We start from the raw sequence: 24,984 nt of genomic DNA on the forward strand, positions 1-24,984 counted from the left end.
AGATATGAGGATAGCCCTATGGCAACCGTAAAAGTCGATAACAGCAATTTTCAGTCGGACGTTCTTCAGTCGAGCGAGCCTGTCGTCGTTGATTTCTGGGCTGAATGGTGTGGTCCTTGCAAGATGATCGCCCCGGCTCTGGACGAAATCGCCGCTGAAATGGCCGGTCAGGTCAAGATCGCCAAGGTCAATATCGACGAAAACCCAGAACTCGCAGCACAGTTCGGCGTGCGTTCGATCCCGACGCTTTTGATGTTCAAGGATGGCGAACTTGCCGCCAACATGGTTGGCGCTGCTCCAAAGAGCCGCCTTGCTGACTGGATCAAGGCTTCTGCTGCTTAATCAGCAAGTCTTTGAGATATAAAAAACCCGGCCTTGATGCCGGGTTTTTTGTTAAACGGGCGGTGTTCCATTGTCGCGTAGGACTTCGCCCGCAAGATATAGTGAACCACCGATCAGGATGCGCGGCGGGGCTTCATCATGAGGCCATGTATCACGTAAAATCTTTAGTGCGTTTTCGACTGAATGCACAGGTTCAGCCGAAAGCCCGGCTTTCTGTGCGCTGACAGCAAGTTCGGTGTTTGGAATTGTCTTGTCGTTTGATTTTATTGATACAGTAAAGACATGGCGCGCAAGCCCTGCAAAGGCTTCAAAATAGCCTACCGGATCTTTGTCTTTGATCATCCCTGTAATCAGAAACAAAGGGCGTGTTGAGCGCTCCTCAAGCTCGCCAAGGGCCTCGGCGATTACAAGGCCTGCTCCGGGATTATGGCCGCCATCAAGCCAGATTTCAGACGCTGCTGGCGCCAGATCAACGAGTTTTCCGTGTGTGAGACGCTGCATACGTGCAGGCCAGTCCACAACCATCATGGCTTTTTCAATGGCCTTTTCGGTAATGGTGAAGCCTGCCATCTGCACGGCTTCTATGGCAGCGGCAGCATTGGCAAGCTGGTGACGCCCCGGCAGACGCGGCAGCGGCAGATCGATCAGCCCGCGCTCGTTCTGAAACACCATGCGGCCATGTTCCTCATAGGCAAGGAAATCCTGACCATAGATTGAAAGCGGGCAATCGAGCCTTTCTGCGGTCGAGATCAGCACCTCGCGTGCTGCTGCAAAGGGCTGAAAGCCGATAACGACAGGACAGTCTTGTTTAATAATCCCGGCTTTTTCGGCAGCTATGAGTTCAATACTATCGCCTAAGAATGCCTGATGATCAATCGAAACGGGCATGATCAGAGACACGGCTGGATCGACAATGACATTGGTCGCATCAAGCTTGCCGCCAAGACCCACTTCCATAATGACAGCATCCGCTGGATGTTCAGAAAACAGAACAAAAGCAACAGCAGTCATGATCTTGAAAACAGTGATTGGGCTGTCCCCATTCGCACGCTCTACCCGCTCGACTGCTTCGGCCAAAACGTCATCAGAGACAAACTTTGAGCCATTGGGCGAAGCAAGACGATAGCGCTCGTGCCAATTGACGAGATGCGGCGAGGTATGGACGTGAACACCGAAGCCGCCCGCTTCCAGAAGTGCGCGGCTGAAGGCGGTCGCAGATCCCTTACCGTTCGTTCCTGCAACATGGATCACAGGGGGCAATTTAAGGTGCGGATTGCCGAGTTTCTCCAACAGATCGCGAATACGATCCAGTGTGAAATCGAAACCCATTGGATGCAATTGCATCAGCCGTTCGATGACGGCATCAGCTTTTCCTGTCACGATTACGCTGCCTTGTTATCAGCCTGTTGCTTTTGCGGGGCCGGGGTCGTTCCAGGTTTGTCTGCATTGGCTGGTTGCTTGGTCATGATTTTGAGCAGGCTTGCAATGGTCGATTTCAGTTCAAGACGCGAAACCACCATGTCAACCATGCCGTGCTCCATCAGATATTCAGCACTCTGGAAGCCTTCCGGCAGCTTTTCGCGAATGGTCTGTTCGATCACGCGTGGACCGGCAAAGCCGATCAATGCACCCGGTTCTGCAATGTGGATATCACCCAGCATTGCATAGGAGGCAGTCACGCCACCTGTGGTCGGGTTGGTAAGAACGACGATATAAGGCAGGCCCGCTTCTTTGAGCATTTCCACAGCAACAGTGGTGCGCGGAAGCTGCATAAGCGAGAGAATGCCTTCCTGCATACGCGCGCCGCCCGAAGCAGCAAAAAGAACCAGCGGACGTTTGAGTTCAATGGCCTTTTCAAAGCCCTGAATGATCGCTTCACCGGCACCCATGCCGAGTGAGCCGCCCATGAAGCCGAAATCCTGAACGGTTGCGACAATCGGCAGACCTTCAATCGTGCCAAGACCATTGATGATCGCGTCTTCCATGCCGGTGCGCGAACGATAATCCTTGAGACGGTCGATATATTTCTTTTCGTCGCGGAATTTCAGCGGGTCGGTCGGAACCTTCGGGCTTTCCAGCGTCGTATATTCGCCATTGTCGAAGAAGAAACGCAGCCGGTCCTTGGCCTTGATGCGCATGTGATGGCCCGAGCCGGGAATCACGAACTGATTGCTCTCAAGATCCTTATGGAACACCATTTCGCCGGTCGATGGATCCTTGATCCAAAGATTTTCCGGCATCTCGCGACGTCCGAGCATCGAATTGATCTTTGGACGAACGTAGTTGGTGATCCAGTTCATGACGTTTGATTCCGTTTCTTCTTCTTCAAAACTAACTAAATGTCTAAATGGACGATTTATTGGGCAGCTTCAAGGCGTGTTGCTCGAACACTTGCAGCCAATGCACTGACAAGTTTGGTAACCGCTGTTACCGGATCACCCTTAACCTTGCCATTTTCATCGAGTTCGTCCGCGACTGCTTTGACGATTGCAGTGCCAACAACAACGCCGTCCGCAGCTTCGGCAATGGCGGCAGCTTGCTCCGGCGTCTTCACGCCAAAGCCAACGCAGATCGGCAGATCGGTGCTCTTCTTGATGTGGCGCACAGCATCGGCAACCCGTGTTGTGTCGGCAATGGCCGAGCCGGTAATACCGTTCATTGAGACGTAATAGACAAAGCCCGACGAATTATGCAGCACTTTTGGCAGGCGCTTGTCGTCGGTGGTGGGCGTGGTCAGCCGGATGAAATTAAGACCTGCATTCGTGGCCGGAATGCACAGTTCCTTGTCCATTTCGGATGGCAGATCGACAACGATAAAACCGTCAACGCCGGACGTCTTGGCATCAGCAAGGAAGCGCTCAACGCCATAAATATAGATCGGGTTGTAATAGCCCATCAAAACGATTGGCGTCGTGTTGTCTTCTTTGCGGAAATCCGCTGCCAGTTGCAGCGTTTTCTTCAGTGTCTGGCCCGCTTCAAGCGAACGAAGACCGGCTGCCTGAATGGCCGGACCATCGGCCATCGGATCAGAAAAAGGCATCCCAAGCTCGATCACATCGGAACCGGCTTTGGGAAGCGCCTTCATGACGGCAAGCGATGTCGCATAATCCGGGTCGCCGCCCATGAAATAAGTGACCAGTGCCGGACGTCCTTCGGACTTGAGCGCTGCAAATTTGGTGTCAATGCGTGTGGTCATACCGTGCCCCGTGGCAAAATGCGCGTAAGATAATCGGCGGTGGATTGGCCGGACATAGCCGTCTCCATCCAGGCACGCCGTTCAAAGTCGATGATTCCCAGTTCCCAGACACAGGCCATCAGCAAAGGCTGCGCTGGTTCAAATTCGATCTCGTCGCCGAGGTCCGATTGCCAGAGAATCTGCGTTGCGATGCCGCCTTCCAGCCACCAGTGCAGCAACAGCCACAGGCTTTCTTCGCCCTGATGCAGAATGGCAAAGCCAGCACCCAGATGCGGCGTATGCTCAAGCCTGTCTGCTGCGGCTGCAATCTGCCTGCGGGCGATGCCAACAGCTGCCTCTGCAAGCGGATTGGACGGATCGGCTTCAATGATGTTGAGCTTGATCGTCGCCGAACCACACGCCGTCAACCCGTCGAACCATGCGGCGCGCGGTCTGTAGATGTTGGTGTCGGCGACAGTATCGCTCATACGATCCTCACATTTCCATGCCGAGCAACTGCCCGACCGTGTGAACATCCTTGTCACCGCGACCGGAAAGATTGATGATCATCACCTGATCTTTGCCCATGGTGGGTGCCATCTTCACAGCTTGCGCAATCGCATGGGCTGATTCAAGTGCCGGAATAATGCCTTCAACGCGGGTGCAAAGCTGGAAAGCTTCCAGCGCTTCATCATCAAGGATCGGCACATAGTCAACGCGGCCACTATCCTTGAGCCATGAATGTTCAGGACCAACGCCCGGATAATCAAGACCGGCGGAAACCGAATGGCCTTCGAGAATCTGGCCGTCTTCATTTTGCAGAAGATAGGTGCGGTTGCCATGCAGAACGCCGGGGCTGCCTGCATTCATTGATGCGCAATGCTCAACGCCGTCGAGACCGCGACCGCCCGCTTCAACACCGACAATCTTGACCGACGTGTCGTCAAGGAACGGATGGAACAGACCGATTGCGTTCGATCCGCCGCCGACAGCTGCGATAATCACATCTGGCAGACGGCCTTCCTGTTCAAGAATCTGCTTGCGCGCTTCGGTACCGATCACCGACTGGAAATCGCGCACGAGTTCCGGATAAGGATGCGGACCGGCAGCAGTGCCGATCAGATAATAGGTGTCTTCGACATTGGTGACCCAATCACGAAGCGCTTCGTTCATGGCATCTTTGAGAGTGCCATTGCCAGCCGTGACCGGCTTGACTTCGGCACCCAACAGCTTCATGCGGAAAACATTCGGCTTCTGACGTTCAACGTCGGTGGCGCCCATATAGACCACGCAAGGCAGGCCGAAACGGGCGGCAACAGTTGCCGATGCAACGCCGTGCTGACCAGCGCCGGTTTCAGCGATGATGCGGGTTTTGCCCATGCGCTTGGCAAGCAGAATCTGGCCAAGGCAATTGTTGATCTTGTGGCTGCCGGTGTGGTTCAGGTCTTCGCGCTTGAAGTAAATTTTTGCGCCGCCCAAATGCTTGGTTAAGCCTTCAGCATAATAAAGTTTTGACGGACGACCGGCATAATAGGTCGAGAGATTGGAAAGCTCGGCCTGAAATTCAGGATCGTTCTTTGCCGTCTCATAGGCTTCCTGCAATTCGAGGATAAGCGGCATCAGCGTTTCGGCGACAAAGCGTCCGCCAAAAATGCCGAACATGCCTTCTTCATCCGGGCCTGTTTTATAGGAATTGGGTTCAACCGGCTTGTTCACTGCTGCCACTCCGTCATGTGCAGGCTAAAGTCTTGTATCAGACGCAGCCTGAAAGAATTCCATAATGAGACGCACGTCCTTTTCACCGGGCGCACGCTCTACACCGGACGATACATCAATACCCGGCGCATGCGTTTTTTGCAGCGCCTCGGCAATGTTGCCCGCATTTAGTCCACCGGAAAGCATGTAATCGACGTCCGCGTCAAGCGCATCGAGCAATGCCCAGTCAAACGATACACCATTGCCGCCCGGAAGCTCTGATCCTTTTGGCGGTTTGGCGTCAAAAAGAAAACGATCCGCAATGCCTTTATAAGGCGCAATCACGTCAAAATCTGACGCCTCACGCACAGCAAAAGCCTTGATCACCGGCAGGCCATAGCGCTTTTTTACATCCGCCACACGTTCCGGCGTCTCGTGGCCGTGCAGTTGCAGCATGTCAGGCTTTGAGGCACGAACGATTTCATCCAGCGTTTCGTCGTCCGCATCAACGCTCACAGCAACCACTTTGGCGCGGCCTTTTGCTGCTTCACGCAGGAGACCGGCATCGGCGGGTGTGAGATGCCGCGGGCTTTTGGGAAAGAAGATAAAGCCAATATGCGTCGCTCCGCCGTTGAGCGCAGCATCAACTGCTTCAGGCGTTTTGAGGCCGCATATTTTTATATCAAAAACCATGGCGTTTCCGTCGCACATATTGCGGCGCGACTCAAGCTGTTCCGGCTTCACTGCGAAGACCCGCGTCATCATAGCCCTCAGCAATCAGGGTATCATACGCTTCCATGACCGCAAGGGGAACTGCCTGCGCAATCTGAAATCCCAGAGCCGGATATTCCAGAATGCGTCTGAGATCGCCTGTCATTTCGCGCACCAGCTTTTCAAAATCATGGCCCGCTGTCGGCTGATCTTCAAAAGAGGTCGGCGGTGCGGTCACAAAAGACTTGGCTTCCGGCCACTGTCGGTCAACCGTTGCACGCACCCGGCGTTGTGTTTGTGGCTTGGTGACAAAAATCGCGCTGATGGCACCGGCCACCATTCTGTCGCGTGCGAAGCGAATATTCTCGCCAATATTTGTGGCATTCGGTTCGATGATGATCGCGCTTTGCGGCACACCTTCAGCAAGCGCGATTTCTGCAAAAGCCTCGGCTTCCGATGCCTTGTAAAGCCCTTTGGTCCAGTTGCCGCTATGGCCTGTGAACATGAGCCATGTGCCAAGGCCCTGCTTGAAGAGTTCTGCTGCATGTTTTGCAACGCGGCTATCATAGCTGCCCAATCCGATGATAACATCGGCCGGCTGAAGTTCATCGCAGAGGCAATGGTAATCCCATAGCATACGTGCTGCATTTTGAATGTTTGATGTCATGTAAAATCGATAGCCTGTAATGCGCTGCCATTGCGCTTGAGCCATGCTTTGCAGCGCTCGGTATCGGGGCAAAGCTCCTGGCAGAGTTTCCAGAATTTTGGCCCGTGGTTCATCTCGATGAGATGCGCCACTTCATGGGCGACGAGATAATTGATCACAGGCGAAGGCGCCATGCCGATGCGCCATGAAAAGGAAAGCACGCCGTCAGAGGTACACGATCCCCATCGGCTTTTGGTATCCTTGAAACGCACCGCTTTGGCTTTTCGGCCTACGGTTGCCGTGTGGCGGGCCACCAGTTGCTCGATGTCACGTTTGACTTCGCGCTTGAGGTAATCGCTGACACGCCGCGCAAGATGTGCGGGATCGCCATGAACAAGCAGAATATTGCCTTCCAGCAAATCCACAGTGCCACGTCCGGGCTGATGGGTGATGAGGTGCGGCACACCGCGAATGGGTATTTTCACACCTGCACGAACACCAGCCTGATCTGGAATTTTTGCAATGCGGCTTTCGATCCAGCCTTCATGACGGATTAAAAAACTCTGCACCTCGCGGTCGGGCAAACCCGGTGGAATGGTGACGCGCAGCCCTTTGCCGCCGGTTTCAATGCGCAGGGTCAAACGTTTGGCGCGCGGGTTTTCCAGCACGCGCAAAGGCAATTCACGTCCCGCGACCGCATGAATGCGTTCGCTTCTGACAGTCGCCGACTTTTTGGCCGGGGAGGAACGAAATAAGGAAAAGCCCATCGCTTAGAGATAAGTGATTCGCGAAAAAAGCCAGAATTTTTTCTACAACTCGACAAAAACGGCACGGAGAAACCGCGCCGTTTGAGATAATGACTGTTTAGATATCCGTGACATCATTGCTGTTGTTCTTCGCTGGCGTGCGTTTGCCATTGGCGCGACGCTCATTCATGAAGCGGTCAAACTCTTCCTTGTCGCGGGCACGGCGAAGTTCCTGCGCATAGGCTTCGAAATCGGCGCGGGCTTCTTCAAGCTTGCGACGTTCTTCCGCCAGGCGCTCAAGTTCTTCACGACGCCAGTCATCGAAAGCAGCGTTGCCGGTTGAACCGCCAAAGCCGAAGCTTTCACTTTTGCCGCAGTTTCTGAAAGAGCCAAACATCGAGTCGGTCTTTTCGTTCACTTGGCGTTTGAAATCACCAAGGCGATCGCCCCAGATGATATAGGCGAGCATGGCAAGGCCAAGCGGCCAGAAGAAGATAAAACCCAGCACCATCAGCGCAATCGTCGCTGGTGTCCATGCGGGGCGGAGCAATGCAGAATTGGTCATGGTCTACTCCGTGAATTCCGGGCCGTTTGCTGATCTCGCGGCTTGAAATGGACGTGGTGAACCAATTGCGGCTTTTCAAGAATATCCTCGGCTCAATCGCGCTTAGTGGGTGCTAACCAATGTGATTATCTCGGAATTTTTTTGCGCAAATGTTCGAGTGTTGCCACACCAAGCCCTGCCAGCAATGCCCAGAAGGCGGATCCGACACCGAAAAAAGCGATGCCGGAAGCCGTCACAGCAAATGTTATGACCGCAGCAAGCCGCTCTTCTTCATGTTTGAGGGCGAGCGCCATGGCATTGATGAAGGGGCCAGTCAGCGCAAGGCCCGCCACAAGGGCAATCAGTGTTGCAGGCAGCACGGCGAAGATTGCAACCAGTGACGCGCCGAACAGGGCAAACAACACATAAAGAGCGGCATAGACAGGACCCGTCATCCAGCGTTTTTTGGGGTCGGGATGCGCATCGGGGCCGGTGCAGAGCGCTGCGGAGATTGCTGCGAGATTGCTTGTTGCAGCACCAAATGGAGCAGAAATCAGCGAGAAAAGCCCGGTCACTTGCAAGGCCGGGCCTGTTGGCGGCTCATAGCCGGAAGCGCGCAAAACGGCAAAACCCGGCAGGTTCTGCGAGGCCATTGTCACGATATAAAGCGGCAGCGCCAGCCCGATGATCGCGCCCATGTGAAATTCCGGCCAGATCATCGTGAGCGTCGAAATTTCCGGCGCAGGCAATTGCGGTGCGCGCCCTGATATCAAGGCATAGGCCATACCGAGCACAAGCACGGCAATAACGGCAAGCGACGGGTTAAACAGGCGCACGACAAAGAACAGAACCACCATCGGCAAAACGAACGAAGGGTCGAGCGGTACGGCTTTGGCTGCCGCAATGACAAAGCTGAGAAGAACGCCTGCCAGCATACCCGATGCGATGGAAGACGGAATGCGGGAGACAAGCGTGGAAAGCTGGCGGATAAGCCCGGTTGCAATCAATGCGATGGATGTAACGATAAACGCGCCCACGGCCTCCGGCATGGTGAAGCCAACACTTGCACCGATCAAAGCCAGTCCTGGCGTGGACCATGCCGCGATAATCGGCATTTTGTAACGCACACTGAGCCATGCGGAAGAGCCGGCAATGGCAAGGCAGGCCGCCGTCACCCAGCTTGCGGTTTCGGCCTGGGTTGCACCAAGCACCTTTGCTGCCGCAATAATAAGCGCCAGCGTGCCGCCAAAGCCGACAATCGCCGCCACGGTCGAAGAAGCAAAAACCGAAAAGCGCATCGCTATGCCCCTGTCGATAAGCGTTCGGCAAGGCCGGAAACCGTGCGGATCAGCAGCTCAAGGTCCTGCGGGCGCGACAGACGATGATCACCATCGCGCACGAGCGTCAGCGTCACATCATCCACCGGCAGATGTTCAACGAGTTTCAGCGCATGTTGATAGGGCACGGCCTCATCCTGCATCCCTTGCAGAATATGCACCGGACAACCTGTTTCGATAATGCCCTTGAGTACGAGATTGTTGCGTCCGTCTTCCATCAGCGCACGGGTATAGATGTAGGGATTTGGCGAATATTCCGAAGGCTCTTCAAAATAGCCTTGTGCGATCAGGTCTTTCTTCTGTGCGTCGGTCAGCGATGGTTCGACAAGTTCGGCGGTAAAGTCGGGCGCAGGCGCAATCAGAATGATTCCTGCCGGAGACTTGCCAGCCTTTTTAAGCTCTTGCGCCATGCGCAATGCGATCCAGCCGCCCATGGAGGATCCGACGAGGATCTGCGGCCCCTTCGCATATTTGTCCAACACGCTGAGGCTTTCATTCAGCCAGCGTGAGATTGTACCCTGATTGAAGTCGCCGCCCGAAGAGCCATGGCCTGAATAATCAAACCGCAAAGCGGAGCGCCCGGTCTTTTCTGCCCATTCATCAAGAGCAATGGCCTTGGTTCCAAGCATGTCGGAACGGTAGCCGCCAAGCCAGACGACACCCGGTGCATGATGTCCGACACGGTTGCGAACGGCAATGTCTGCACCATCGATATCAATAAAGTCCGGCTGTGCTTCGCTCATTTTGTGCCTCCTGATTAGAGCAATCGCGATCCCATGATTTTCATTTGCCATTTATGAGAGCCTTAGAAAACCTCATTGCCTTGAAATATTGAGCAATGTGACCGATATGTCGCTCAACGCTCCCGAAATACTTCTTTATTTGTCGGGGGTGATTTTCCCTGTCAAAGATGCTATTGACTTTACCGCTCGCTTGACCACATTTCCGCGTTAAACAGGGGTTTGATGGGAAAAGGCCGTCGCGGGCCATGAAGTTAAGCCGCCTATGACGTTAATAATCAGGAGATAACGACCATTCGCCGACCGTTCAGAGCGACGCCGGTCCAGAAAGACGGACCGCGCTCCAACCGTGATATCCGGGTTCCCCGGGTCCAGCTTATCGATGCCGAAGGCCTTAACCACGGCAGCATCCCGACGCAAGACGCTATTGCGATGGCAGAAGAAGCGGGTCTCGATCTTGTCGAGATCGTGCCCAATGCCGAGCCGCCGGTATGTAAGATCGTGGATCTCGGTAAGCTGAAGTATCAGAATCAGAAAAAAGCCTCCGAAGCACGCAAGAAGCAGAAAACGGTCGAAATCAAAGAAATTAAGATGCGACCGAACATCGACACGCATGATTATGAAGTGAAGATGAAGGCTGCGCTGCGTTTCTTTGAAGAGGGCGATAAGGTCAAGGTAACTCTTCGTTTCCGTGGCCGTGAAATGGCCCACCAGGAGCTTGGTATGAAGCTTCTGTTGCGCGTGAAGGAAGATACTGTTGACATCGCCAAGGTGGAGTCCGAGCCAAAGCTCGAAGGCCGCCAGATGATGATGGTTCTGGCTCCGCGCTAAATTTAAAACTCTGCCTTTGAAAAGCCGCCTTTGGGCGGCTTTTCGTTGCTCCAACATTTCAGCAGTTAGAGATTAACATGAAAACTTTGGGCGAACTGGGCAAGTATCAGCAAAGACGCCGTCTTGCGATTGCCATTGTTATAGGGCTTCTTGTCGTGGCCCTTCTGTTTGTGAGTTCCCAATCCGATGGGTATTTGCATGAATATATCGAAGCTTTCGGCATAAGCCTCATCGTTGCGGCCATTCTCGGTCGTATGTGGTGCACGCTTTATATCGGTGGGCGCAAAAGCGCGGAAATCGTGCAGACCGGTCCTTATTCGCTCACCCGCAACCCGCTTTATGTGTTCAGCAGCATCGGCGCGATCGGCATCGGCGCTCAGACAGGCAGCTTCATTATTGCTCTGGCCTTTGGCGTGCTGTGTTATCTGGCTTTTTCGATTGTCATCCGCACGGAAGAGAAGTTTCTCAAAGCCAATTTCGGAAAGCCTTACGCGGATTATTGCGCACGTGTACCGCGATTCTTTCCGCGCTTTTCCGCATTCCGCGACGAGGATGCGCTGCTGGTAAAACCGGACCGGCTTTATCGGACATTTACCGATGGACTGGTGTTCTTTGTGGCTTATCCGTTCTTTGAGCTTATCGAATATCTGCAAAACATCCACGCATTGCCGATTTTGCTGCGTCTTTATTGAAAATCAGGCGCGATTGCGTGCAATTCGGGCTGATTCAGGCATTGCGTTTTCTGGCCTTTAAGCCTATAAGGCCGCGTTCGAACCGCCCGGCAGGGCATGCCGTGGCGGTTTCGTATGCTTTTCGGACTTGGTCGGTCCGGGAGTCAAACAAGGTTCCGGTCTTTTGCAGGACGGACGCCGCTCAATACAAGAGACGTCGAGTGCCGAATGGCACGAGGGGGATCGCAAATATTAAGAGGCGTGAAGTGCTGAAAGCACGACGGGGACTAAACAAAGGAGTAGCAAAATGCCCAAGATGAAGACCAAATCGGCTGCTAAGAAGCGGTTCAAAATCACTGGCACTGGCAAGGTTGTAGCTGCGGCTGCAGGCAAGCGCCATGGCATGATCAAGCGCTCGAACAAGTTCATTCGCGATGCACGCGGCACCATGGTGCTCTCGGAAGCAGATGCGAAGATCGTAAAACAGTTCCTGCCTAACGGCCTCTAAGCCGTCTATCCTCTAAGGAGATCATAACATGGCACGTGTAAAACGCGGCGTAACTTCCCACGCCAAGCACAAAAAAGTTCTCGAGCAGGCTTCCGGTTTCCGCGGCCGTCGTAAAAATACGATTCGCACCGCTAAGGCTGCTGTTGATCGTTCGAAGCAATATGCTTACCGCGATCGCAAGAATCGCAAGCGCACGTTCCGCGCTCTGTGGATTCAGCGTATCAACGCTGCTGTCCGCGAACAGGGCCTGACCTATGGCCGTTTCATCGATGGTCTTGCAAAGGCTGGTATCGAAATCGACCGTAAGGTTCTTTCCGACATCGCAATCCATGAACCTGATGCGTTCGGTGCGCTGGTTGCTTCTGCAAAGAAGGCTCTTGAGTACCTCAAGAACACCGAGACACCAAACGCTTTTGAAGGCGCTGTTCGCTAAGCCAGCCGCCTTCCCGAAGCGATATTGTTAATTTTGGGAACCCGCGCTGGCTCGGCTGGCGCGGGTTTTTCTTTCGTATCTGATGCCAGCGGCGCGACAGTGAAGCTAAAACAAGAGGCGTGGAGTGCTGCAAGCACGACAGGGACGTAAATAAACAAGAGGCGTGGAGTGCCGCAGGCACGACAGGGACGTAAATAAACAAGAGGCGTGGAGTGCCGCAGGCACGACAGGGACGCAAATAAACAAGAGGCGTGGAGTGCCGCAGGCACGACAGGGACGTAAATAAACAAGAGGCGTGGAGTGCCGCAGGCACGACAGGGACGCAAATAAACAAGAGGCGTGGAGTGCCGCAAGCACGACAGGGACGTAAATAGATGAGCGATCTTGAACAACTCGAACAAACGATCATGGGTGAAATCGCTGCGGCCAGCGACGAGCCTTCGATTGAAGCGGTGCGCGTGGCTAGCCTTGGCAAAAAAGGCACGATTTCTGAAAAGCTGAAGACGCTGGGTTCGATGACGCCGGAAGAGCGTCAGGCGCAGGGACCTGCCATCAACGGTCTGAAGAACCGCGTCACAGAAGCACTTAACGAGCGCAAAACAGAGCTGCGCAAACAAGCGATTGCTGCGCGCCTTGAGCGTGAAAAACTCGATGTGACACTTCCTGTTCGCGAAAGTGCAGTCTCGCGTGGCCGCATCCATCCAATCTCTCAGGTTGTCGATGAAATCACGGCGATTTTCGCGGATATGGGGTTTTCGATTGCCGAAGGCCCGGATATCGAGACCGACTATTATAATTTCACGGCGCTGAACTTTCCCGAAGGTCATCCGGCGCGCGAAATGCACGACACGTTCTTCTTCAATCCAGACGAGAAGGGTGAGCGCAAATTGTTGCGCACGCATACTTCGCCCGTGCAGGTGCACACGATGGAGAAGTTTGCGGCGATTCGCGATAAGGAAGGCCGCGACGAGCCGATCCGCATCGTCATTCCGGGCAAAACCTATCGCATGGATTCGGACGCCACCCATTCGCCGATGTTCCATCAGGTCGAAGGTCTGGTCGTCGATAAATCGGCCAATGTCGCCAATATGAAATGGGTGCTGGAAGAGTTCTGCAAAGCTTTCTTCGAAGTGCCTAATGTCACGATGCGCATGCGCCCGAGCTTCTTCCCCTTCACCGAGCCATCGGTGGAAGTGGATATTCAGTGCGACCGTTCCGGCCCGCATGTGAAGTTTGGCGAAGGCAATGACTGGCTCGAAATTCTGGGCTGCGGCATGGTGCATCCGAATGTGCTGCGCGCTTCGGGCTATGATCCTGATGTCTATCAGGGCTTTGCATGGGGCATGGGGATCGACCGTATCGCTATGCTGAAATACGGCATGCCTGATCTGCGCGCCTTCTTCGATGCTGATGTGCGCTGGCTCAACCATTACGGTTTCCGTCCACTCGATTTGCCGACGCTGTTCGGCGGTCTGAGCGCATAAAGACAGGAAGGAACAGACACATGAAATTCACACTTTCCTGGCTCAAGGATCACCTTGACACGCAAGCAACGCTCGACCAGATCGTCGAAAAACTGACCGATATTGGTCTGGAAGTGGATGGGGTCGATGACCGCGCCGCTTTCAAAGCTTTCAAAATCGCCAAGGTGGTGAGCGCGGTTCAGCACCCGGATGCTGACAAGCTGCGCGTTCTCTCGGTTGATACGGGCGAGGGCCAGCCAGTTCAGGTCGTTTGCGGCGCACCCAATGCGCGTGCTGGTCTGGTCGGTGTTCTGGGTCGTCCGGGCGATTATGTGCCGGGCCTTGATGTTACGCTGTCGGTTGGCAAAATCCGGGGCGTTGAAAGCTTCGGCATGATGTGTTCCGAGCGCGAGCTGGAATTGTCTGACGAGCATAATGGCATTATCGATCTGCCCGAAGATGCGCCAGTTGGCACAAGCTTCGCAAGCTATCTCGGCATTGACGATCCGATTATCGAAATCGGCCTGACGCCGAACCGTGCGGATTGCACCGGCATTCGCGGCATTGCACGCGATTTGGCAGCCGCTGGTCTTGGCACGCTCAAGAACACCCTGCCGGAAGCTGTCAAAGGCGAAGGCGAAACGCCGGTTAAGATCATTCTTGATCAGGATGCGGAAAATCCGTTCTGCACAGGTTTTGCACTGCGCATGGTCAAGGGCGTGAAGAATGGCCCAAGCCCGAAATGGATGCAGCAGCGCCTGAAAGACATTGGCCTGCGCCCGATCAATGCGCTGGTGGACATCACCAATTATGTCACATTCGATCAAGGCCGTCCGTTGCATGTGTTTGATGCGGCCAAGGTCAAGGGCAACCTGACAGTGCGCGCGGCAAAGGATGGCGAAACCATTCTCGGTCTCGACCAGCGAGACTATAAGTTCAAGCCGGGCATGTATGTGATCGCCGATGATAACGGTCCTGAATCGATTGCCGGTATCATGGGCGGTGAGCATTCCGGCTGCGATGAAAATACTGTCGATGTGCTGATTGAGTCGGCCCTTTGGGATCCGCGCATGATTGCGCGCACGGGTCGTGAGCTGGGCATCGTCACCGATGCACGTTATCGTTTTGAGCGCGGTGTTGATCCGGAAATGATGGTTCCGGGCGCAGAACTGGCAACGAAGCTCGTGCTTGAACTGTGCGGCGGTCAGCCAACGGTTCTCGACGTGGTTGGTTATAAGGCTCCAAGCGCACGGGTGATTGATTTCCCGGTTTCGGAAGTCAAGCGCCTGACCGGTATCGACGTTTCCTATGACGCATCTTTTGACATTTTGAAGCGCCTTGGATTTGGCGTTGAAGGCGATGGCAAACTCATCAAGGCAACCGTGCCAACATGGCGCGGTGACGTGGAAGGCAAGGCCGATCTCGTTGAAGAAGTCATGCGTATTCATGGCATCAACCAGATTGCACCGCAGCCGCTGCCGGGCCTTGGCACGGTTAATGGCCGTATTCTGACGACGCTGCAAATCCGCACGCGTCTGGCACGCCGCACGCTTGCTTCGCGCGGCATGATGGAAGCTGTGACCTATTCCTTCATTTCCGAAGCACAGGCCAAAGCCTTTGGCGGAGGCAAGCCGGAATTGAAGCTGGCCAACCCGATTGCAGCCGATATGTCGGATATGCGTCCTTCGCTTTTGCCGGGCCTGCTTGCAGCCGCACAGCGCAACGCGGATCGTGGCTTTGGCGATACGGCCTTGTTTGAAGTCTCGGGCATCTATGAAGGCGACAAGCCGGAACAGCAGCGCCGTGTGGCAGGCGGTATCCGTCGCGGCACGGCTGGTGTTGAAGGCTCGGGCCGTTTCTGGTCAGGCAATGCAGCACCTGTTGGTGTGTTTGATGCGAAAGCCGATGCACTCGCAGCCCTTGAAGCAGCCGGTGCACCGGTTGACCGCATCCAGATCGAAGCCGGTGGGCCAGCATGGTTCCATCCCGGTCGTTCGGGCACGTTGAAGCTCGGCCCCAAGGTGGTTTTGGGCTATTTTGGCGAGTTCCATCCCGATACGCTGGAAGCGCTTGATGTTTCGGGCGCACTGTGCGGCTTTGAAATCTATATCGATGCGATCCCTGAGCCGAAAGCCAAGGCAACCCGCACCAAGCCAGCCTTGAACCTCTCGCAGTTCCAGAGCCTCAAGCGTGACTACGCTTTCGTGGTGGATGCAAGCGTTGAAGCAGGCAGCGTGATGAAGGCCGTTTCTTCGGCTGACAAGAAGCTGATCGTTGGCGTTCAGGTCTTTGACATCTTCACCGGCGCTTCGCTGGGTGAAGGTAAGAAGTCGATTGCGGTTGAAGTGGTGTTGCAGCCACAGGACCGCACGCTGACCGACGAAGATCTGGAAACCTTGTCAAAGCAGGTGATCGCAAGTGTCACCAAACAGACCGGCGGCGTTCTTCGCGGATAAGCATAAAATAAAAAGCCCGGCTTCAAGCCGGGCTTTTGCTTTAAACCGGTTCATGCTTTTGGGCGGCGTGCCGTATAGGCATGGCGAGCATTGCCATATCGATGATCTTTTGAACGGCGGCGCGCGAATTGCCATCGCGTGCTTCAAAGGAAATGCTTTGCTGGATCATGTGATAAAATTCGCTCATTTGCGTCAGGTCAGTGCTTGCAGGCAGATCTTTATCGGCAACAGCGCGTTCAAGGCGATGGGACAGCCGCTCATGATTGCTATGGCGCACAGCTTTCAGAAATTCCTTTACCGGCACGTTTTCCGGCTTGCACTGGATGGAACTGACACTGATCATGCAGCCGCCAGCCGGACATTCAAAGGCGCTGTCAGCGCTCAATTCCAGCCATTGCCGCATACCATCCTGAATGGTTGACGCGTTTTCAAGCGCCTCAAAAGGGGCGGCACCAATGGTACGGCGATAATAGTCCACAGCTTCGCGAAACGCCTGCTCCTTGTTGCCAAAGGCCGCGTAAAAGCTCGGCGGCGTGATGCCTATCGCGGCTGTGAAGTCGTTGATCTGGGCACATTCATAACCTTTGCTCCAGAAAACCTTCATGACTTTTTCCAATGCAGCATCGCGGTCGAAGCTGCGTGGACGCCCTCGCGGAACCATTTTTCTCCCTTTCTATAGTTGGTTATATATAATTCCCTTGACGCGCCGTAGCAAGGCGTTATGCATTATGTAGTACCGACTATATAAATAGGATTCGTCCCATGAACGAAGTGTGTGATTCTGCCCTTGCGGCGGAAGGGGTTTCTACGTCCTCAAATCAGGCGCGCGCCATTCCTCTGGTGGTCTATTGCTTGACGCTGGGCATTTTTGCGCTGACAACGTCCGAACTGATGATTTCGGGCATGATGCCCGCCCTTCAGCAAGCCTTCGGACGTTCCATCTCCGATATCGGCAACTTGATTTCAGTCTATGCTCTGGGCATGACGATTGGCGGTCCACTGGTGACGGTGCTGTTTTTAGCGCTGAAAATCGAGAACAAGCGTGGTCTGCTGTTCCTTTTGATTTTTTACGCTGTGGCGCAAAGTATTGCTGCTTTAACAAGTAATTTTCATGTGATGCTGGTGGCGCGTGTTCTCACCGGCATGGCGGCGGCGACCAGTTTCGGTCTGATGCTGGCAATCACCGCGAAGCTGGTGGTGCCTGAACTGCGCGGTCGTGCATCCTCGCTGGTCTTTGCGGGGCTGATGCTTTGCACGGTTTTGGGCGTGCCGCTCGCAACCGCCATCACCAACAGCTTTGGCTGGCGGGCCAGTTTCTGGGCGATTGTGGTGCTGGTTTTGTTCTGTGCGCTGGTGATTGCGCTCAAAATTGAAGCGAGGCCAGACAATGCCGAGGTCAACTTACGCTCCGAACTCAACGAAATGCGCAAGCCGAAACTCTGGGGCGCTTATGCAACCAGCGCGCTGGTGATTGGCGCATCATTTTCGGTCTATAGCTACCTGTCGCCGATCACGGCGCAGCTTGCAGGCTTTGAGGAAGCGCAATTGCCACTCCTGCTGGCGGTCTACGGCGCGGCCAATATTATCGGCAATTATGTCATCGGGCGCTTTGCGGACCGCCATACGATTGCAACTATTTTCATTGGCATTCTGATCATGCTGGCTGCGATGGTGATCTTTGCACTGTTTGCCGAGCTGAAATTTGCCACGGTGCTGGCAATTGTCATGATTGGTCTGACGGGTATTGCGCTCAATCCGGCTTTCATTGCCCGTGTGATGCGAATCGCGCATCCGGGTGCACTGGTCAATGCCATGCATGCATCGGTCATCAATATCGGACTGGCGCTTGGCCCATGGGCGGGTGGCTTTGCACTGTCGTCAGGTTACAGCCTGTATGCGCCGCTTTGGGTAGGCGTAATCATGACGCTTCTTGGCCTGTTAACCCTTGCACCGCGTGCGCTGCGGAAGATGTAAGCGTATTTTTTATATGGAAAATAAAGGACTCTGCTATTTGCAGGGTCTTTTTATTATGTCATTTTTTAAGTCAGGAGATTTCATTGAAACATTTGCGTCATTCCTGTCTAGAACCAAACGCGCAAGAGGAACTTTTCATAAAGATCATTTTGAATGATCCGCTTTTGAGAGATGCCTTGCATCGAGCTCGTGACTTGAAATTACCCGATTGTTGGATCGTGTCGGGAGCACTTTATAATACGGTATGGAATGCATTGACGGAGCGGTCGTCGGGATATGGCATCAAAGATATCGATATAGCCTATTTTGATGCCGGTGATTGTTCATGGGGAGCTGAGAGTGAGTTTATCGATAGAGGTGCCATACGATTCGAAGATTTTCCTCTGCCCGTAGAAATACGGAACCAGGCTCGGGTTCATTTGTGGTTTGAGCAACATTTTGGCCAGCCTTATGAACCGCTTTATTCCGCTACGCAATCAATCGAACGATATCCCGCAATTGCACAATGTGTGGGCGCAAGGCTTGAAACAGACGGAACGGTATGTGTTCACGCGCCTTTCGGTCTCAAAGACATTTTTTCATTCCTCTTACGCCCCAATCGTGTCATCGATAACCGCAATACATACAATGTTAAAGCTCAACGCGCGCTTGAGTACTGGCCGGAACTGGTTGTCGAACCATGGGGGATACGAGCGATGAACTTCAAAGAGAGGAATAGCATGTTTCGTTGGGGTATTCTTTCCACCGCTAAGATTGGCGTCACACAGGTTATTCCGGCACTTTGTGTATCTGACAATGGTGTTGTTCATGCAATCGCCAGCCGCGATCTGGCGCGTGCCCGCGCTGTGGCGGACCGTTTTGGGGCACCGCTGGCCTTCGGTTCCTATGAAGAGTTGTTGGCAAGCGATGAAGTGGATGGCGTTTATATCCCGTTGCCTACCTCGCAGCACATCGAATGGACACTCAAAGCTGCGCAGGCTGGCAAACACGTGCTTTGCGAAAAGCCGATTGCGCTGAAAGCCGACGACATTGATCAGCTGATTGCAGCCCGCAACAAGCACAAAGTGACAATAGCCGAAGCCTTCATGGTTTATTACCATCCACAATGGATCAAGTTGCGTCATCTTCTCACAGACGGCGCGATTGGCACGCTGCGCCATGTCCAGGGAGCTTTTAGCTATTTCAACAATGATCCGACCAATATGCGCAATCAGCCGGAACTGGGCGGCGGTGTGCTGCCGGATATTGGTGTTTATCCAACCGTTGTGACGCGCATGGTGACAGAGAAAGAGCCGCTCTCGGTTCAGGCGACGGTCGAGTTCGATCCGAAGTTTGGTACGGATCGTTATGCCAATGTGTCGGCACGCTTTGATGGTTTTGATCTAAGCTTTTATGTTGCCACGCAGCTTGCCGGTCGTCAGACCATGGTTTTTCACGGTGACAAAGGCTTTATCGAAGTGCATGCGCCCTTCAACACCGGCAAATATGGTCATGGCCGCATCACACTTCATAATGCCGGGCATACGGAGGCGACAGAATGGTCATTTTCCGATATAAATCACTATCAGCTTCAGGCCGAAAACTTTGTGCGTGCCACGAAAGGGGAAAGCGTGATGCTGTTTTCTCTGGAAAACTCGAAGGCTAATCAGAAATTTATCGATGCAATATATCGCGCTGGTAAAAGCGACGGCTTTGTGAACGTCTGATTTGTGTGACTGGAACAATTGTCAGGAAGAAATCTTTCTTTGTCAGGCCGCTTGTGACTTGCAGTGAAAAAGACCCTTTCTTATATACGCCTCACACAGGCTTTGATAAAAGGCGGGCGGCTTGAAAAACACTTCCCGACATCACACCTTGAAGCAGGCATTGTGAAATTGATAGGAACCGCTCATGGAACGCTCGGTAGAGGTTTTGGCGGTTTGCTGAATGGAGAGAAATATGGCTAAAGTTATTGGTATCGATCTGGGAACGACCAACTCCTGCGTCGCCGTCATGGACGGAAAAAGCGCGAAGGTCATTGAAAATGCCGAAGGTGCGCGCACCACGCCTTCGATTATCGCTTTCAGCGATAGTGACGAACGCCTCGCTGGTCAGCCTGCGAAGCGTCAGGCGGTCACGAACCCTGAAGGTACTCTGTTTGCCGTAAAGCGCCTGATTGGCCGCCGCTTTGATGACCCAATGGTCACCAAGGACAAGGATCTTGTGCCTTACAAGATCGTCAAGGGCGACAATGGCGATGCCTGGGTTGAAGTTCACGGCAAGAAATATTCCCCATCGCAGGTTTCCGCGATGATCCTTCAGAAGATGAAGGAAACCGCTGAATCTTACCTCGGTGAAACTGTTACGCAGGCCGTTATCACGGTTCCGGCTTACTTCAACGATGCGCAGCGTCAGGCAACCAAGGATGCCGGCAAGATCGCTGGTCTTGAAGTTCTGCGTATCATCAACGAACCAACCGCTGCAGCTCTCGCCTATGGTCTCGACAAGAGCGAAGGCAAGACGATTGCTGTTTACGATCTTGGTGGTGGTACGTTCGACGTGTCGGTTCTCGAAATCGGCGACGGCGTATTTGAAGTGAAGTCCACCAATGGTGATACCTTCCTCGGTGGTGAAGACTTTGACATGCGTCTGGTCGAATACCTCGTTGCTGAGTTCAAGAAGGAAAGCGGCATCGATCTGAAGAACGACAAGCTTGCTCTGCAGCGCCTGAAGGAAGCTGCTGAAAAGGCAAAGATCGAACTTTCGTCGGCACAGCAGACCGAAATCAACCTGCCGTTCATCACCGCTGACCAGACTGGTCCGAAGCACCTTGCCATCAAGCTTTCGCGTTCGAAGTTCGAAAGCCTGGTTGATGATCTCGTGCAGCGCACGGTCGAGCCATGCAAGGCAGCGCTCAAGGATGCAGGCCTCAAGGCTGGCGACATTGATGAAGTGGTTCTGGTTGGCGGTATGACCCGTATGCCGAAGATCCAGGAAGTCGTGAAGCAGTTCTTCGGTAAGGAACCGCACAAGGGCGTGAACCCGGACGAAGTTGTTGCCATGGGTGCAGCCATTCAGGGCGGCGTTCTGCAGGGCGACGTCAAGGACGTTCTGCTGCTCGACGTAACTCCGCTTTCGCTCGGCATTGAAACGCTCGGTGGCGTGTTCACACGCTTGATCGAACGCAACACCACGATCCCGACCAAGAAGTCGCAGACTTTCTCGACCGCTGAAGACAATCAGTCGGCTGTGACGATCCGCGTCTTCCAGGGCGAACGAGAAATGGCTGCCGACAACAAGATTCTCGGCCAGTTCGACCTCGTTGGCATTCCTCCGGCACCACGCGGCGTTCCGCAGATCGAAGTCACCTTCGATATCGACGCCAACGGTATTGTGAACGTGTCTGCCAAGGATAAGGGCACCGGCAAGGAACACCAGATCCGCATTCAGGCATCGGGTGGTCTTTCGGACGCCGACATCGAAAAGATGGTCAAGGACGCGGAAGCAAACGCGGAAGCTGACAAGCAGCGTCGCGATGCTGTTGAAGCCAAGAACCAGGGTGAAAGCCTCGTTCATTCGTCTGAAAAGTCACTGAAGGAATATGGTGACAAGGTTTCGGCAGAAGACAAGCAGGCAATCGAAAGCGCAATTGCAGCGCTGAAGACCGCGCTTGAAGGCGACAATGCTGAAGATATCAAGGCGAAGACCCAGACTCTTGCCGAAGCTTCGATGAAGCTTGGTCAGGCCATGTACGAAGCAGCACAGGCTGCGGAAGAAGGTGGTGCTGCCGGTGCTGAGCAGGCTTCTTCAAACGACGATGTCGTTGACGCCGATTATGAAGAAATCGACGACGACAAGAAAAAGTCGTAAGCCTTGTCCGTAAACGCTCAAGCCCGGGTCATTCCCGGGCTTTTGCGGCCTTTCGGGACGGTTGCACCGGACGGACAAAATTGACAACAGTCCAGCAGATCCGCTTTGAGCGATCTGCGCCAAATGGGACCGTGGAGCCGCATTTCTTGCGCTCGCTCCTGCCGTCGGGATAACGAACGATGAAGATCGATTATTACGAAGCTCTGGGTGTGGAGCGAACAGCAGACGATAAGGTGCTCAAAAGCGCTTTTCGCAAGCTGGCTATGGAATATCATCCGGATCGCAATCCGAATAATCCGGATGCTGAACGCAAGTTCAAGGAAATCGGCGAAGCCTATGAAACGCTCAAAGATCCGCAGAAGCGTGCAGCCTATGACCGTTACGGTCATGCAGCCTTTGAAAATGGCGGTATGGGCAATGGTTTTGGCGGTGGCGGCTTTGGTGGCGCTGGTGGTTTCTCCGATATTTTCGAAGATATTTTTGGCGAGATGATGGGTGGCGGTCGCCGCCGCTCCAATGGCGGCCGCGAACGTGGTGCCGATCTTCGCTACAATATGGAAGTCAGCCTGGAAGAAGCCTATTCCGGCAAGGCCGCACAGATTCGTGTGCCGACTTCCATTACCTGTGATGAATGTTCCGGCTCTGGCGCCAAGGCTGGCTCACAGCCGACCACCTGTAGCATGTGCTCCGGCTCTGGCCGTGTGCGCGCATCGCAGGGCTTCTTCTCGGTTGAACGCACCTGCCCAACCTGTAATGGTCGTGGCCAGATCATCAAGGACCCATGCGGCAAGTGTCACGGTCAGGGCCGTGTGACGCAGGAGCGCTCACTTTCGGTCAATATTCCGGCAGGCATTGAAGACGGAACGCGCATTCGTCTGGCGGGAGAAGGTGAAGCGGGAACGCGCGGCGGACCGTCGGGCGATCTTTATATTTTCCTGTCAGTCAAACCGCATGAATTCTTCCAGCGCGATGGTGCCGATCTTTATTGCAAAGTGCCAATCTCAATGACCACGGCTGCTCTTGGCGGTGACTTTGAGGTTTCCACGCTGGATGGCACACAAACACGCGTGAAAGTGCCGGAAGGCACACAGAACGCCAAGCAATTCCGCCTCAAGGGCAAGGGCATGCCGGTTCTGCGCCAGCAGGCCGTGGGTGATCTTTATATCCAGATCGACATTGAGACGCCGCAGAATCTGTCCAAGCGGCAGCGCGAGCTGCTTGAGGAGTTTGAACAGCTCTCATCCAAAGAGAATAGCCCCAAATCGTCAGGCTTCTTCTCGCGGATGAAGGAGTTTTTCGAAGGTATAGGTGAGTAAAAAAAAGGGAGCCGAATGGCTCCCTTTTTTTACGCCTCGCCCTGATCCTGTCCTGCTTAAATAATTTAAGAGGGTAGTCTGGCCGCAAATAGGATGATCTCTGCGGTCTTTTAACCGTATAAACGCACTATAACGGCTAAAAGTATTGCCGTTTGGCATTTTGGCCGCACAAATGACACTCTGCTCGTTGAAAATGCCGCATCGCGCTTTCCAAAAATAAGTTTTGATTTTCGGGCCGATACGGTAACTTGTCTGATAACGACAGTGGGAGCAATTGGAATGGCAGTGCAGCTCGGCAGGAAACTGGCCGCTAAGTTCGATGAGGAAATCCGTTTTTTCAAAGGCTGGATAGACGGACCGAAAGCGGTCGGCGCGATATTGCCGACAAGCTCGATTACGGCGCGACGCATGGCGAGCGTCATTGATACCAAATCAGGCCTGCCTGTTCTTGAACTCGGACCGGGCACCGGTGTTATCACCAAAGCCATTCTTGCGCATGGCGTGAAGCCGGCCGATCTTTACTGCGTTGAATATTCGTCGGATTTTGTCGAGCATCTCAGCAAGACTTACCCTGATGTAAACATCATTCATGGCGATGTGTTTGATCTTGACCTGGCGCTTGGCGAGATGAAAGATCAGAAATTCGACAGTATTGTTTCCGCTGTTCCCATGCTGAATTTTCCTATGGAAAGCCGCATTCGGCTGATGGAAAGCCTGTTGTCGCGTCTGCCGCGCGGCCGTCCGCTCATACAGATTACCTATGGCCCGCGTCCGCCGGTGCCAGCGGGCAAGGGCAATTACATCGTGCAGCATTACGACTTTGTCGTGCGCAATGTGCCGCCTGCGCAGCTCTGGGTCTATCGCAGCCCGCTCGTCTGAATTCCCACGGAGCAAGCAATTCTATGACAGCAAAAATTCTGGTTTTTGCCGGTTCTATTCGCAAGGGAGCCTTTTCGGGCCATATGGCAGATGCGGCTGAAAAAGAACTCGAAAAACAGGGTGCGAAGGTCACACATCTTTCGCTGGCCGATTATCCGCTGCCGATGATGAATGAGGATCTGGAAGCCGAAGAAGGCATTCCCGAAAATGCCATGAAACTTGGCCGCCTCTTGGCCGAGCATGACGGGCTGATGATCTGTTCGCCGGAATATAATGCATCGATCCCGCCGCTTCTTAAAAACACAATCGACTGGATCAGCCGCATTTCAAAGGATGGCGACAAGCCGCTCAAGCCTTATGCGGGGTTGACGGTCGGGCTTTGCTCAACCTCCAACGGCGCTTTTGCGGGAATGCGCGGACTCTATCATTTGCGCGCCGTGTTGATGGCTGTTGGAACGCAGGTTGTCACCGAACAATGTTCGGTCAGTGGTGCTGCCGATGCCTTCCATGATGATGGGACGCTCAAAAACGAACGTCAGGCACAGATGCTGAGCGCTGTTTGCAAAAGTCTGATCAAGCATTCGGTTCATCCGGGCCGCTGATAATCCGTACTATCCGCATATTTCAGGGCGCGGTATCTTTCGTACCGCGCCCTGTTGTGCGAATAA

At 53.9% G+C, this 24,984-nt stretch carries 26 protein-coding genes and 1 pseudogene; 15 read left to right on the forward strand and 12 right to left on the reverse strand.

Going from position 1 to position 24,984, the window contains the following annotated elements; translation table 11 throughout:
* Nucleotides 1-18 precede the first annotated feature (18 nt).
* The gene (gene trxA, locus OPR82_RS00945) at nucleotides 19-342 is read left to right on the forward strand and encodes a thioredoxin (RefSeq protein WP_007872546.1); all 324 of its coding nucleotides are present in this window, start codon (nucleotides 19-21) and stop codon (nucleotides 340-342) included.
* A gap of 51 nt (nucleotides 343-393) precedes the next feature.
* Here trxA and OPR82_RS00950 read toward each other — a convergent pair whose 3' ends face one another.
* The 11 genes from OPR82_RS00950 to OPR82_RS01000 all read right to left on the reverse strand — a co-directional run bounded on the left by OPR82_RS00950 (nucleotide 394) and on the right by OPR82_RS01000 (nucleotide 9,939).
* On the reverse strand, nucleotides 394-1,686 hold the full coding sequence (locus OPR82_RS00950) for a bifunctional folylpolyglutamate synthase/dihydrofolate synthase (RefSeq protein ID WP_265983808.1): 1,293 nt from the start codon (nucleotides 1,684-1,686) through the stop codon (nucleotides 394-396).
* Between the two features lie 38 nt (nucleotides 1,687-1,724).
* Nucleotides 1,725-2,642 carry an acetyl-CoA carboxylase, carboxyltransferase subunit beta gene (gene accD, locus OPR82_RS00955; RefSeq protein WP_265982480.1) on the reverse strand — a complete coding sequence of 306 codons (918 nt, stop codon included), beginning with the start codon at nucleotides 2,640-2,642 and terminating at the stop codon, nucleotides 1,725-1,727.
* A 56-nt stretch (nucleotides 2,643-2,698) separates the two neighbouring features.
* Nucleotides 2,699-3,538 carry a tryptophan synthase subunit alpha gene (trpA, locus tag OPR82_RS00960; RefSeq protein ID WP_265982481.1) on the reverse strand — a complete coding sequence of 280 codons (840 nt, stop codon included), beginning with the start codon at nucleotides 3,536-3,538 and terminating at the stop codon, nucleotides 2,699-2,701.
* On the reverse strand, nucleotides 3,535-4,005 hold the full coding sequence (locus OPR82_RS00965) for a hypothetical protein (RefSeq protein WP_265982482.1): 471 nt from the start codon (nucleotides 4,003-4,005) through the stop codon (nucleotides 3,535-3,537). Before OPR82_RS00965 ends, trpA begins: the two co-directional genes overlap by 4 nt.
* 7 nt (nucleotides 4,006-4,012) lie before the next feature.
* Nucleotides 4,013-5,233, reverse strand: coding sequence for a tryptophan synthase subunit beta (trpB, locus tag OPR82_RS00970; RefSeq protein ID WP_265982483.1), 1,221 nt, complete (start codon nucleotides 5,231-5,233; stop codon nucleotides 4,013-4,015).
* Between the two features lie 24 nt (nucleotides 5,234-5,257).
* A complete protein-coding gene (locus OPR82_RS00975; protein WP_265982484.1) occupies nucleotides 5,258-5,905 on the reverse strand; it encodes a phosphoribosylanthranilate isomerase in 648 nt (215 codons plus the stop codon).
* 31 nt (nucleotides 5,906-5,936) lie between these two features.
* The gene (locus OPR82_RS00980; protein WP_265982485.1) at nucleotides 5,937-6,590 is read right to left on the reverse strand and encodes a YdcF family protein; all 654 of its coding nucleotides are present in this window, start codon (nucleotides 6,588-6,590) and stop codon (nucleotides 5,937-5,939) included.
* Nucleotides 6,587-7,336 carry a M48 family metallopeptidase gene (locus tag OPR82_RS00985; RefSeq protein WP_265982486.1) on the reverse strand — a complete coding sequence of 250 codons (750 nt, stop codon included), beginning with the start codon at nucleotides 7,334-7,336 and terminating at the stop codon, nucleotides 6,587-6,589. The genes OPR82_RS00980 and OPR82_RS00985 overlap by 4 nt, the downstream gene beginning before the upstream one ends.
* 97 nt (nucleotides 7,337-7,433) lie before the next feature.
* Complete coding sequence (locus tag OPR82_RS00990; protein WP_265982488.1) at nucleotides 7,434-7,880, reverse strand: DUF2852 domain-containing protein; 447 nt, start codon at nucleotides 7,878-7,880, stop codon at nucleotides 7,434-7,436.
* A gap of 125 nt (nucleotides 7,881-8,005) precedes the next feature.
* Nucleotides 8,006-9,157: a benzoate/H(+) symporter BenE family transporter gene (locus tag OPR82_RS00995; protein WP_265982489.1), complete on the reverse strand. Its 1,152-nt coding sequence runs from the start codon at nucleotides 9,155-9,157 to the stop codon at nucleotides 8,006-8,008.
* A gap of 2 nt (nucleotides 9,158-9,159) precedes the next feature.
* Nucleotides 9,160-9,939, reverse strand: coding sequence for an alpha/beta hydrolase (locus OPR82_RS01000; protein WP_265982490.1), 780 nt, complete (start codon nucleotides 9,937-9,939; stop codon nucleotides 9,160-9,162).
* Nucleotides 9,940-10,230: 291 nt separating this feature from the next.
* Between OPR82_RS01000 and infC the strand changes: the two genes are divergently transcribed.
* From infC to pheT, 6 genes are all read left to right on the forward strand, one after another.
* Entirely contained in the window at nucleotides 10,231-10,767 is a 537-nt protein-coding gene (gene infC, locus OPR82_RS01005; RefSeq protein ID WP_265983809.1) for a translation initiation factor IF-3, read from the forward strand.
* Between the two features lie 77 nt (nucleotides 10,768-10,844).
* Nucleotides 10,845-11,459 carry a methyltransferase family protein gene (locus tag OPR82_RS01010; protein WP_265982492.1) on the forward strand — a complete coding sequence of 205 codons (615 nt, stop codon included), beginning with the start codon at nucleotides 10,845-10,847 and terminating at the stop codon, nucleotides 11,457-11,459.
* A 286-nt stretch (nucleotides 11,460-11,745) separates the two neighbouring features.
* Entirely contained in the window at nucleotides 11,746-11,946 is a 201-nt protein-coding gene (gene rpmI, locus OPR82_RS01015) for a 50S ribosomal protein L35 (protein ID WP_024898386.1), read from the forward strand.
* Nucleotides 11,947-11,974: 28 nt separating this feature from the next.
* On the forward strand, nucleotides 11,975-12,379 hold the full coding sequence (rplT, locus tag OPR82_RS01020; RefSeq protein ID WP_265982496.1) for a 50S ribosomal protein L20: 405 nt from the start codon (nucleotides 11,975-11,977) through the stop codon (nucleotides 12,377-12,379).
* Nucleotides 12,380-12,753: 374 nt separating this feature from the next.
* Entirely contained in the window at nucleotides 12,754-13,863 is a 1,110-nt protein-coding gene (gene pheS, locus OPR82_RS01025; RefSeq protein WP_265982498.1) for a phenylalanine--tRNA ligase subunit alpha, read from the forward strand.
* Between the two features lie 20 nt (nucleotides 13,864-13,883).
* A complete protein-coding gene (gene pheT, locus OPR82_RS01030) occupies nucleotides 13,884-16,298 on the forward strand; it encodes a phenylalanine--tRNA ligase subunit beta (RefSeq protein ID WP_265982499.1) in 2,415 nt (804 codons plus the stop codon).
* Nucleotides 16,299-16,338: 40 nt separating this feature from the next.
* On the opposite strand, the gene OPR82_RS01035 is transcribed toward pheT, so the two are convergent.
* Nucleotides 16,339-16,959 carry a TetR/AcrR family transcriptional regulator gene (locus tag OPR82_RS01035; protein WP_265982500.1) on the reverse strand — a complete coding sequence of 207 codons (621 nt, stop codon included), beginning with the start codon at nucleotides 16,957-16,959 and terminating at the stop codon, nucleotides 16,339-16,341.
* 101 nt (nucleotides 16,960-17,060) lie between these two features.
* On the opposite strand from OPR82_RS01035, the gene OPR82_RS01040 reads away from it, so the two are divergent.
* The 8 genes and pseudogenes from OPR82_RS01040 (at nucleotide 17,061) to OPR82_RS01075 (ending at nucleotide 24,918) form a co-directional block, all read left to right on the forward strand.
* A complete protein-coding gene (locus OPR82_RS01040) occupies nucleotides 17,061-18,272 on the forward strand; it encodes an MFS transporter (RefSeq protein ID WP_265982501.1) in 1,212 nt (403 codons plus the stop codon).
* A gap of 194 nt (nucleotides 18,273-18,466) precedes the next feature.
* A pseudogene (locus OPR82_RS01045) lies at nucleotides 18,467-18,934 on the forward strand (nucleotidyltransferase family protein); the annotation flags it as partial.
* Between the two features lie 57 nt (nucleotides 18,935-18,991).
* Nucleotides 18,992-19,978, forward strand: a complete 987-nt coding sequence (locus OPR82_RS01050) for a Gfo/Idh/MocA family protein (protein ID WP_265983810.1) — start codon at nucleotides 18,992-18,994, stop codon at nucleotides 19,976-19,978.
* 63 nt (nucleotides 19,979-20,041) lie between these two features.
* Nucleotides 20,042-20,218 (forward strand): hypothetical protein, encoded by a 177-nt coding sequence (locus OPR82_RS01055; protein WP_265982502.1) that lies wholly within the window; start codon nucleotides 20,042-20,044, stop codon nucleotides 20,216-20,218.
* The gene (gene dnaK / locus OPR82_RS01060; RefSeq protein ID WP_265982503.1) at nucleotides 20,211-22,121 is read left to right on the forward strand and encodes a molecular chaperone DnaK; all 1,911 of its coding nucleotides are present in this window, start codon (nucleotides 20,211-20,213) and stop codon (nucleotides 22,119-22,121) included. The genes OPR82_RS01055 and dnaK overlap by 8 nt, the downstream gene beginning before the upstream one ends.
* A gap of 179 nt (nucleotides 22,122-22,300) precedes the next feature.
* A complete protein-coding gene (gene dnaJ / locus OPR82_RS01065; RefSeq protein WP_265982505.1) occupies nucleotides 22,301-23,437 on the forward strand; it encodes a molecular chaperone DnaJ in 1,137 nt (378 codons plus the stop codon).
* A gap of 279 nt (nucleotides 23,438-23,716) precedes the next feature.
* On the forward strand, nucleotides 23,717-24,316 hold the full coding sequence (pmtA, locus tag OPR82_RS01070) for a phospholipid N-methyltransferase PmtA (protein ID WP_265982506.1): 600 nt from the start codon (nucleotides 23,717-23,719) through the stop codon (nucleotides 24,314-24,316).
* Between the two features lie 23 nt (nucleotides 24,317-24,339).
* On the forward strand, nucleotides 24,340-24,918 hold the full coding sequence (locus tag OPR82_RS01075) for an NADPH-dependent FMN reductase (protein ID WP_265982507.1): 579 nt from the start codon (nucleotides 24,340-24,342) through the stop codon (nucleotides 24,916-24,918).
* Nucleotides 24,919-24,984: the final 66 nt, after the last annotated feature.

This window comes from Ochrobactrum chromiisoli (assembly GCF_026241335.1).
Lineage (GTDB): Bacteria > Pseudomonadota > Alphaproteobacteria > Rhizobiales > Rhizobiaceae > Brucella > Brucella chromiisoli.

Coding starts and splice junctions, on each gene's coding strand:
- OPR82_RS00965 (WP_265982482.1), bottom strand. CDS start 4,005: ATGAGCGATACTGTCGCCGACACCAACATCTACAGACCGCGCGCCGCA.
- rplT (WP_265982496.1), top strand. CDS start 11,975: ATGGCACGTGTAAAACGCGGCGTAACTTCCCACGCCAAGCACAAAAAA.
- OPR82_RS00950 (WP_265983808.1), bottom strand. CDS start 1,686: ATGCAATTGCATCCAATGGGTTTCGATTTCACACTGGATCGTATTCGC.
- OPR82_RS00980 (WP_265982485.1), bottom strand. CDS start 6,590: ATGACATCAAACATTCAAAATGCAGCACGTATGCTATGGGATTACCAT.
- trpA (WP_265982481.1), bottom strand. CDS start 3,538: ATGACCACACGCATTGACACCAAATTTGCAGCGCTCAAGTCCGAAGGA.
- dnaK (WP_265982503.1), top strand. CDS start 20,211: ATGGCTAAAGTTATTGGTATCGATCTGGGAACGACCAACTCCTGCGTC.
- pheS (WP_265982498.1), top strand. CDS start 12,754: ATGAGCGATCTTGAACAACTCGAACAAACGATCATGGGTGAAATCGCT.
- OPR82_RS01035 (WP_265982500.1), bottom strand. CDS start 16,959: ATGGTTCCGCGAGGGCGTCCACGCAGCTTCGACCGCGATGCTGCATTG.
- OPR82_RS01050 (WP_265983810.1), top strand. CDS start 18,992: ATGTTTCGTTGGGGTATTCTTTCCACCGCTAAGATTGGCGTCACACAG.
- pmtA (WP_265982506.1), top strand. CDS start 23,717: ATGGCAGTGCAGCTCGGCAGGAAACTGGCCGCTAAGTTCGATGAGGAA.
- OPR82_RS01010 (WP_265982492.1), top strand. CDS start 10,845: ATGAAAACTTTGGGCGAACTGGGCAAGTATCAGCAAAGACGCCGTCTT.
- accD (WP_265982480.1), bottom strand. CDS start 2,642: ATGAACTGGATCACCAACTACGTTCGTCCAAAGATCAATTCGATGCTC.
- trxA (WP_007872546.1), top strand. CDS start 19: ATGGCAACCGTAAAAGTCGATAACAGCAATTTTCAGTCGGACGTTCTT.
- OPR82_RS00975 (WP_265982484.1), bottom strand. CDS start 5,905: ATGGTTTTTGATATAAAAATATGCGGCCTCAAAACGCCTGAAGCAGTT.
- OPR82_RS01075 (WP_265982507.1), top strand. CDS start 24,340: ATGACAGCAAAAATTCTGGTTTTTGCCGGTTCTATTCGCAAGGGAGCC.
- OPR82_RS01000 (WP_265982490.1), bottom strand. CDS start 9,939: ATGAGCGAAGCACAGCCGGACTTTATTGATATCGATGGTGCAGACATT.
- rpmI (WP_024898386.1), top strand. CDS start 11,746: ATGCCCAAGATGAAGACCAAATCGGCTGCTAAGAAGCGGTTCAAAATC.
- dnaJ (WP_265982505.1), top strand. CDS start 22,301: ATGAAGATCGATTATTACGAAGCTCTGGGTGTGGAGCGAACAGCAGAC.
- OPR82_RS00985 (WP_265982486.1), bottom strand. CDS start 7,336: ATGGGCTTTTCCTTATTTCGTTCCTCCCCGGCCAAAAAGTCGGCGACT.
- OPR82_RS00990 (WP_265982488.1), bottom strand. CDS start 7,880: ATGACCAATTCTGCATTGCTCCGCCCCGCATGGACACCAGCGACGATT.
- pheT (WP_265982499.1), top strand. CDS start 13,884: ATGAAATTCACACTTTCCTGGCTCAAGGATCACCTTGACACGCAAGCA.
- OPR82_RS01040 (WP_265982501.1), top strand. CDS start 17,061: ATGAACGAAGTGTGTGATTCTGCCCTTGCGGCGGAAGGGGTTTCTACG.
- OPR82_RS00995 (WP_265982489.1), bottom strand. CDS start 9,157: ATGCGCTTTTCGGTTTTTGCTTCTTCGACCGTGGCGGCGATTGTCGGC.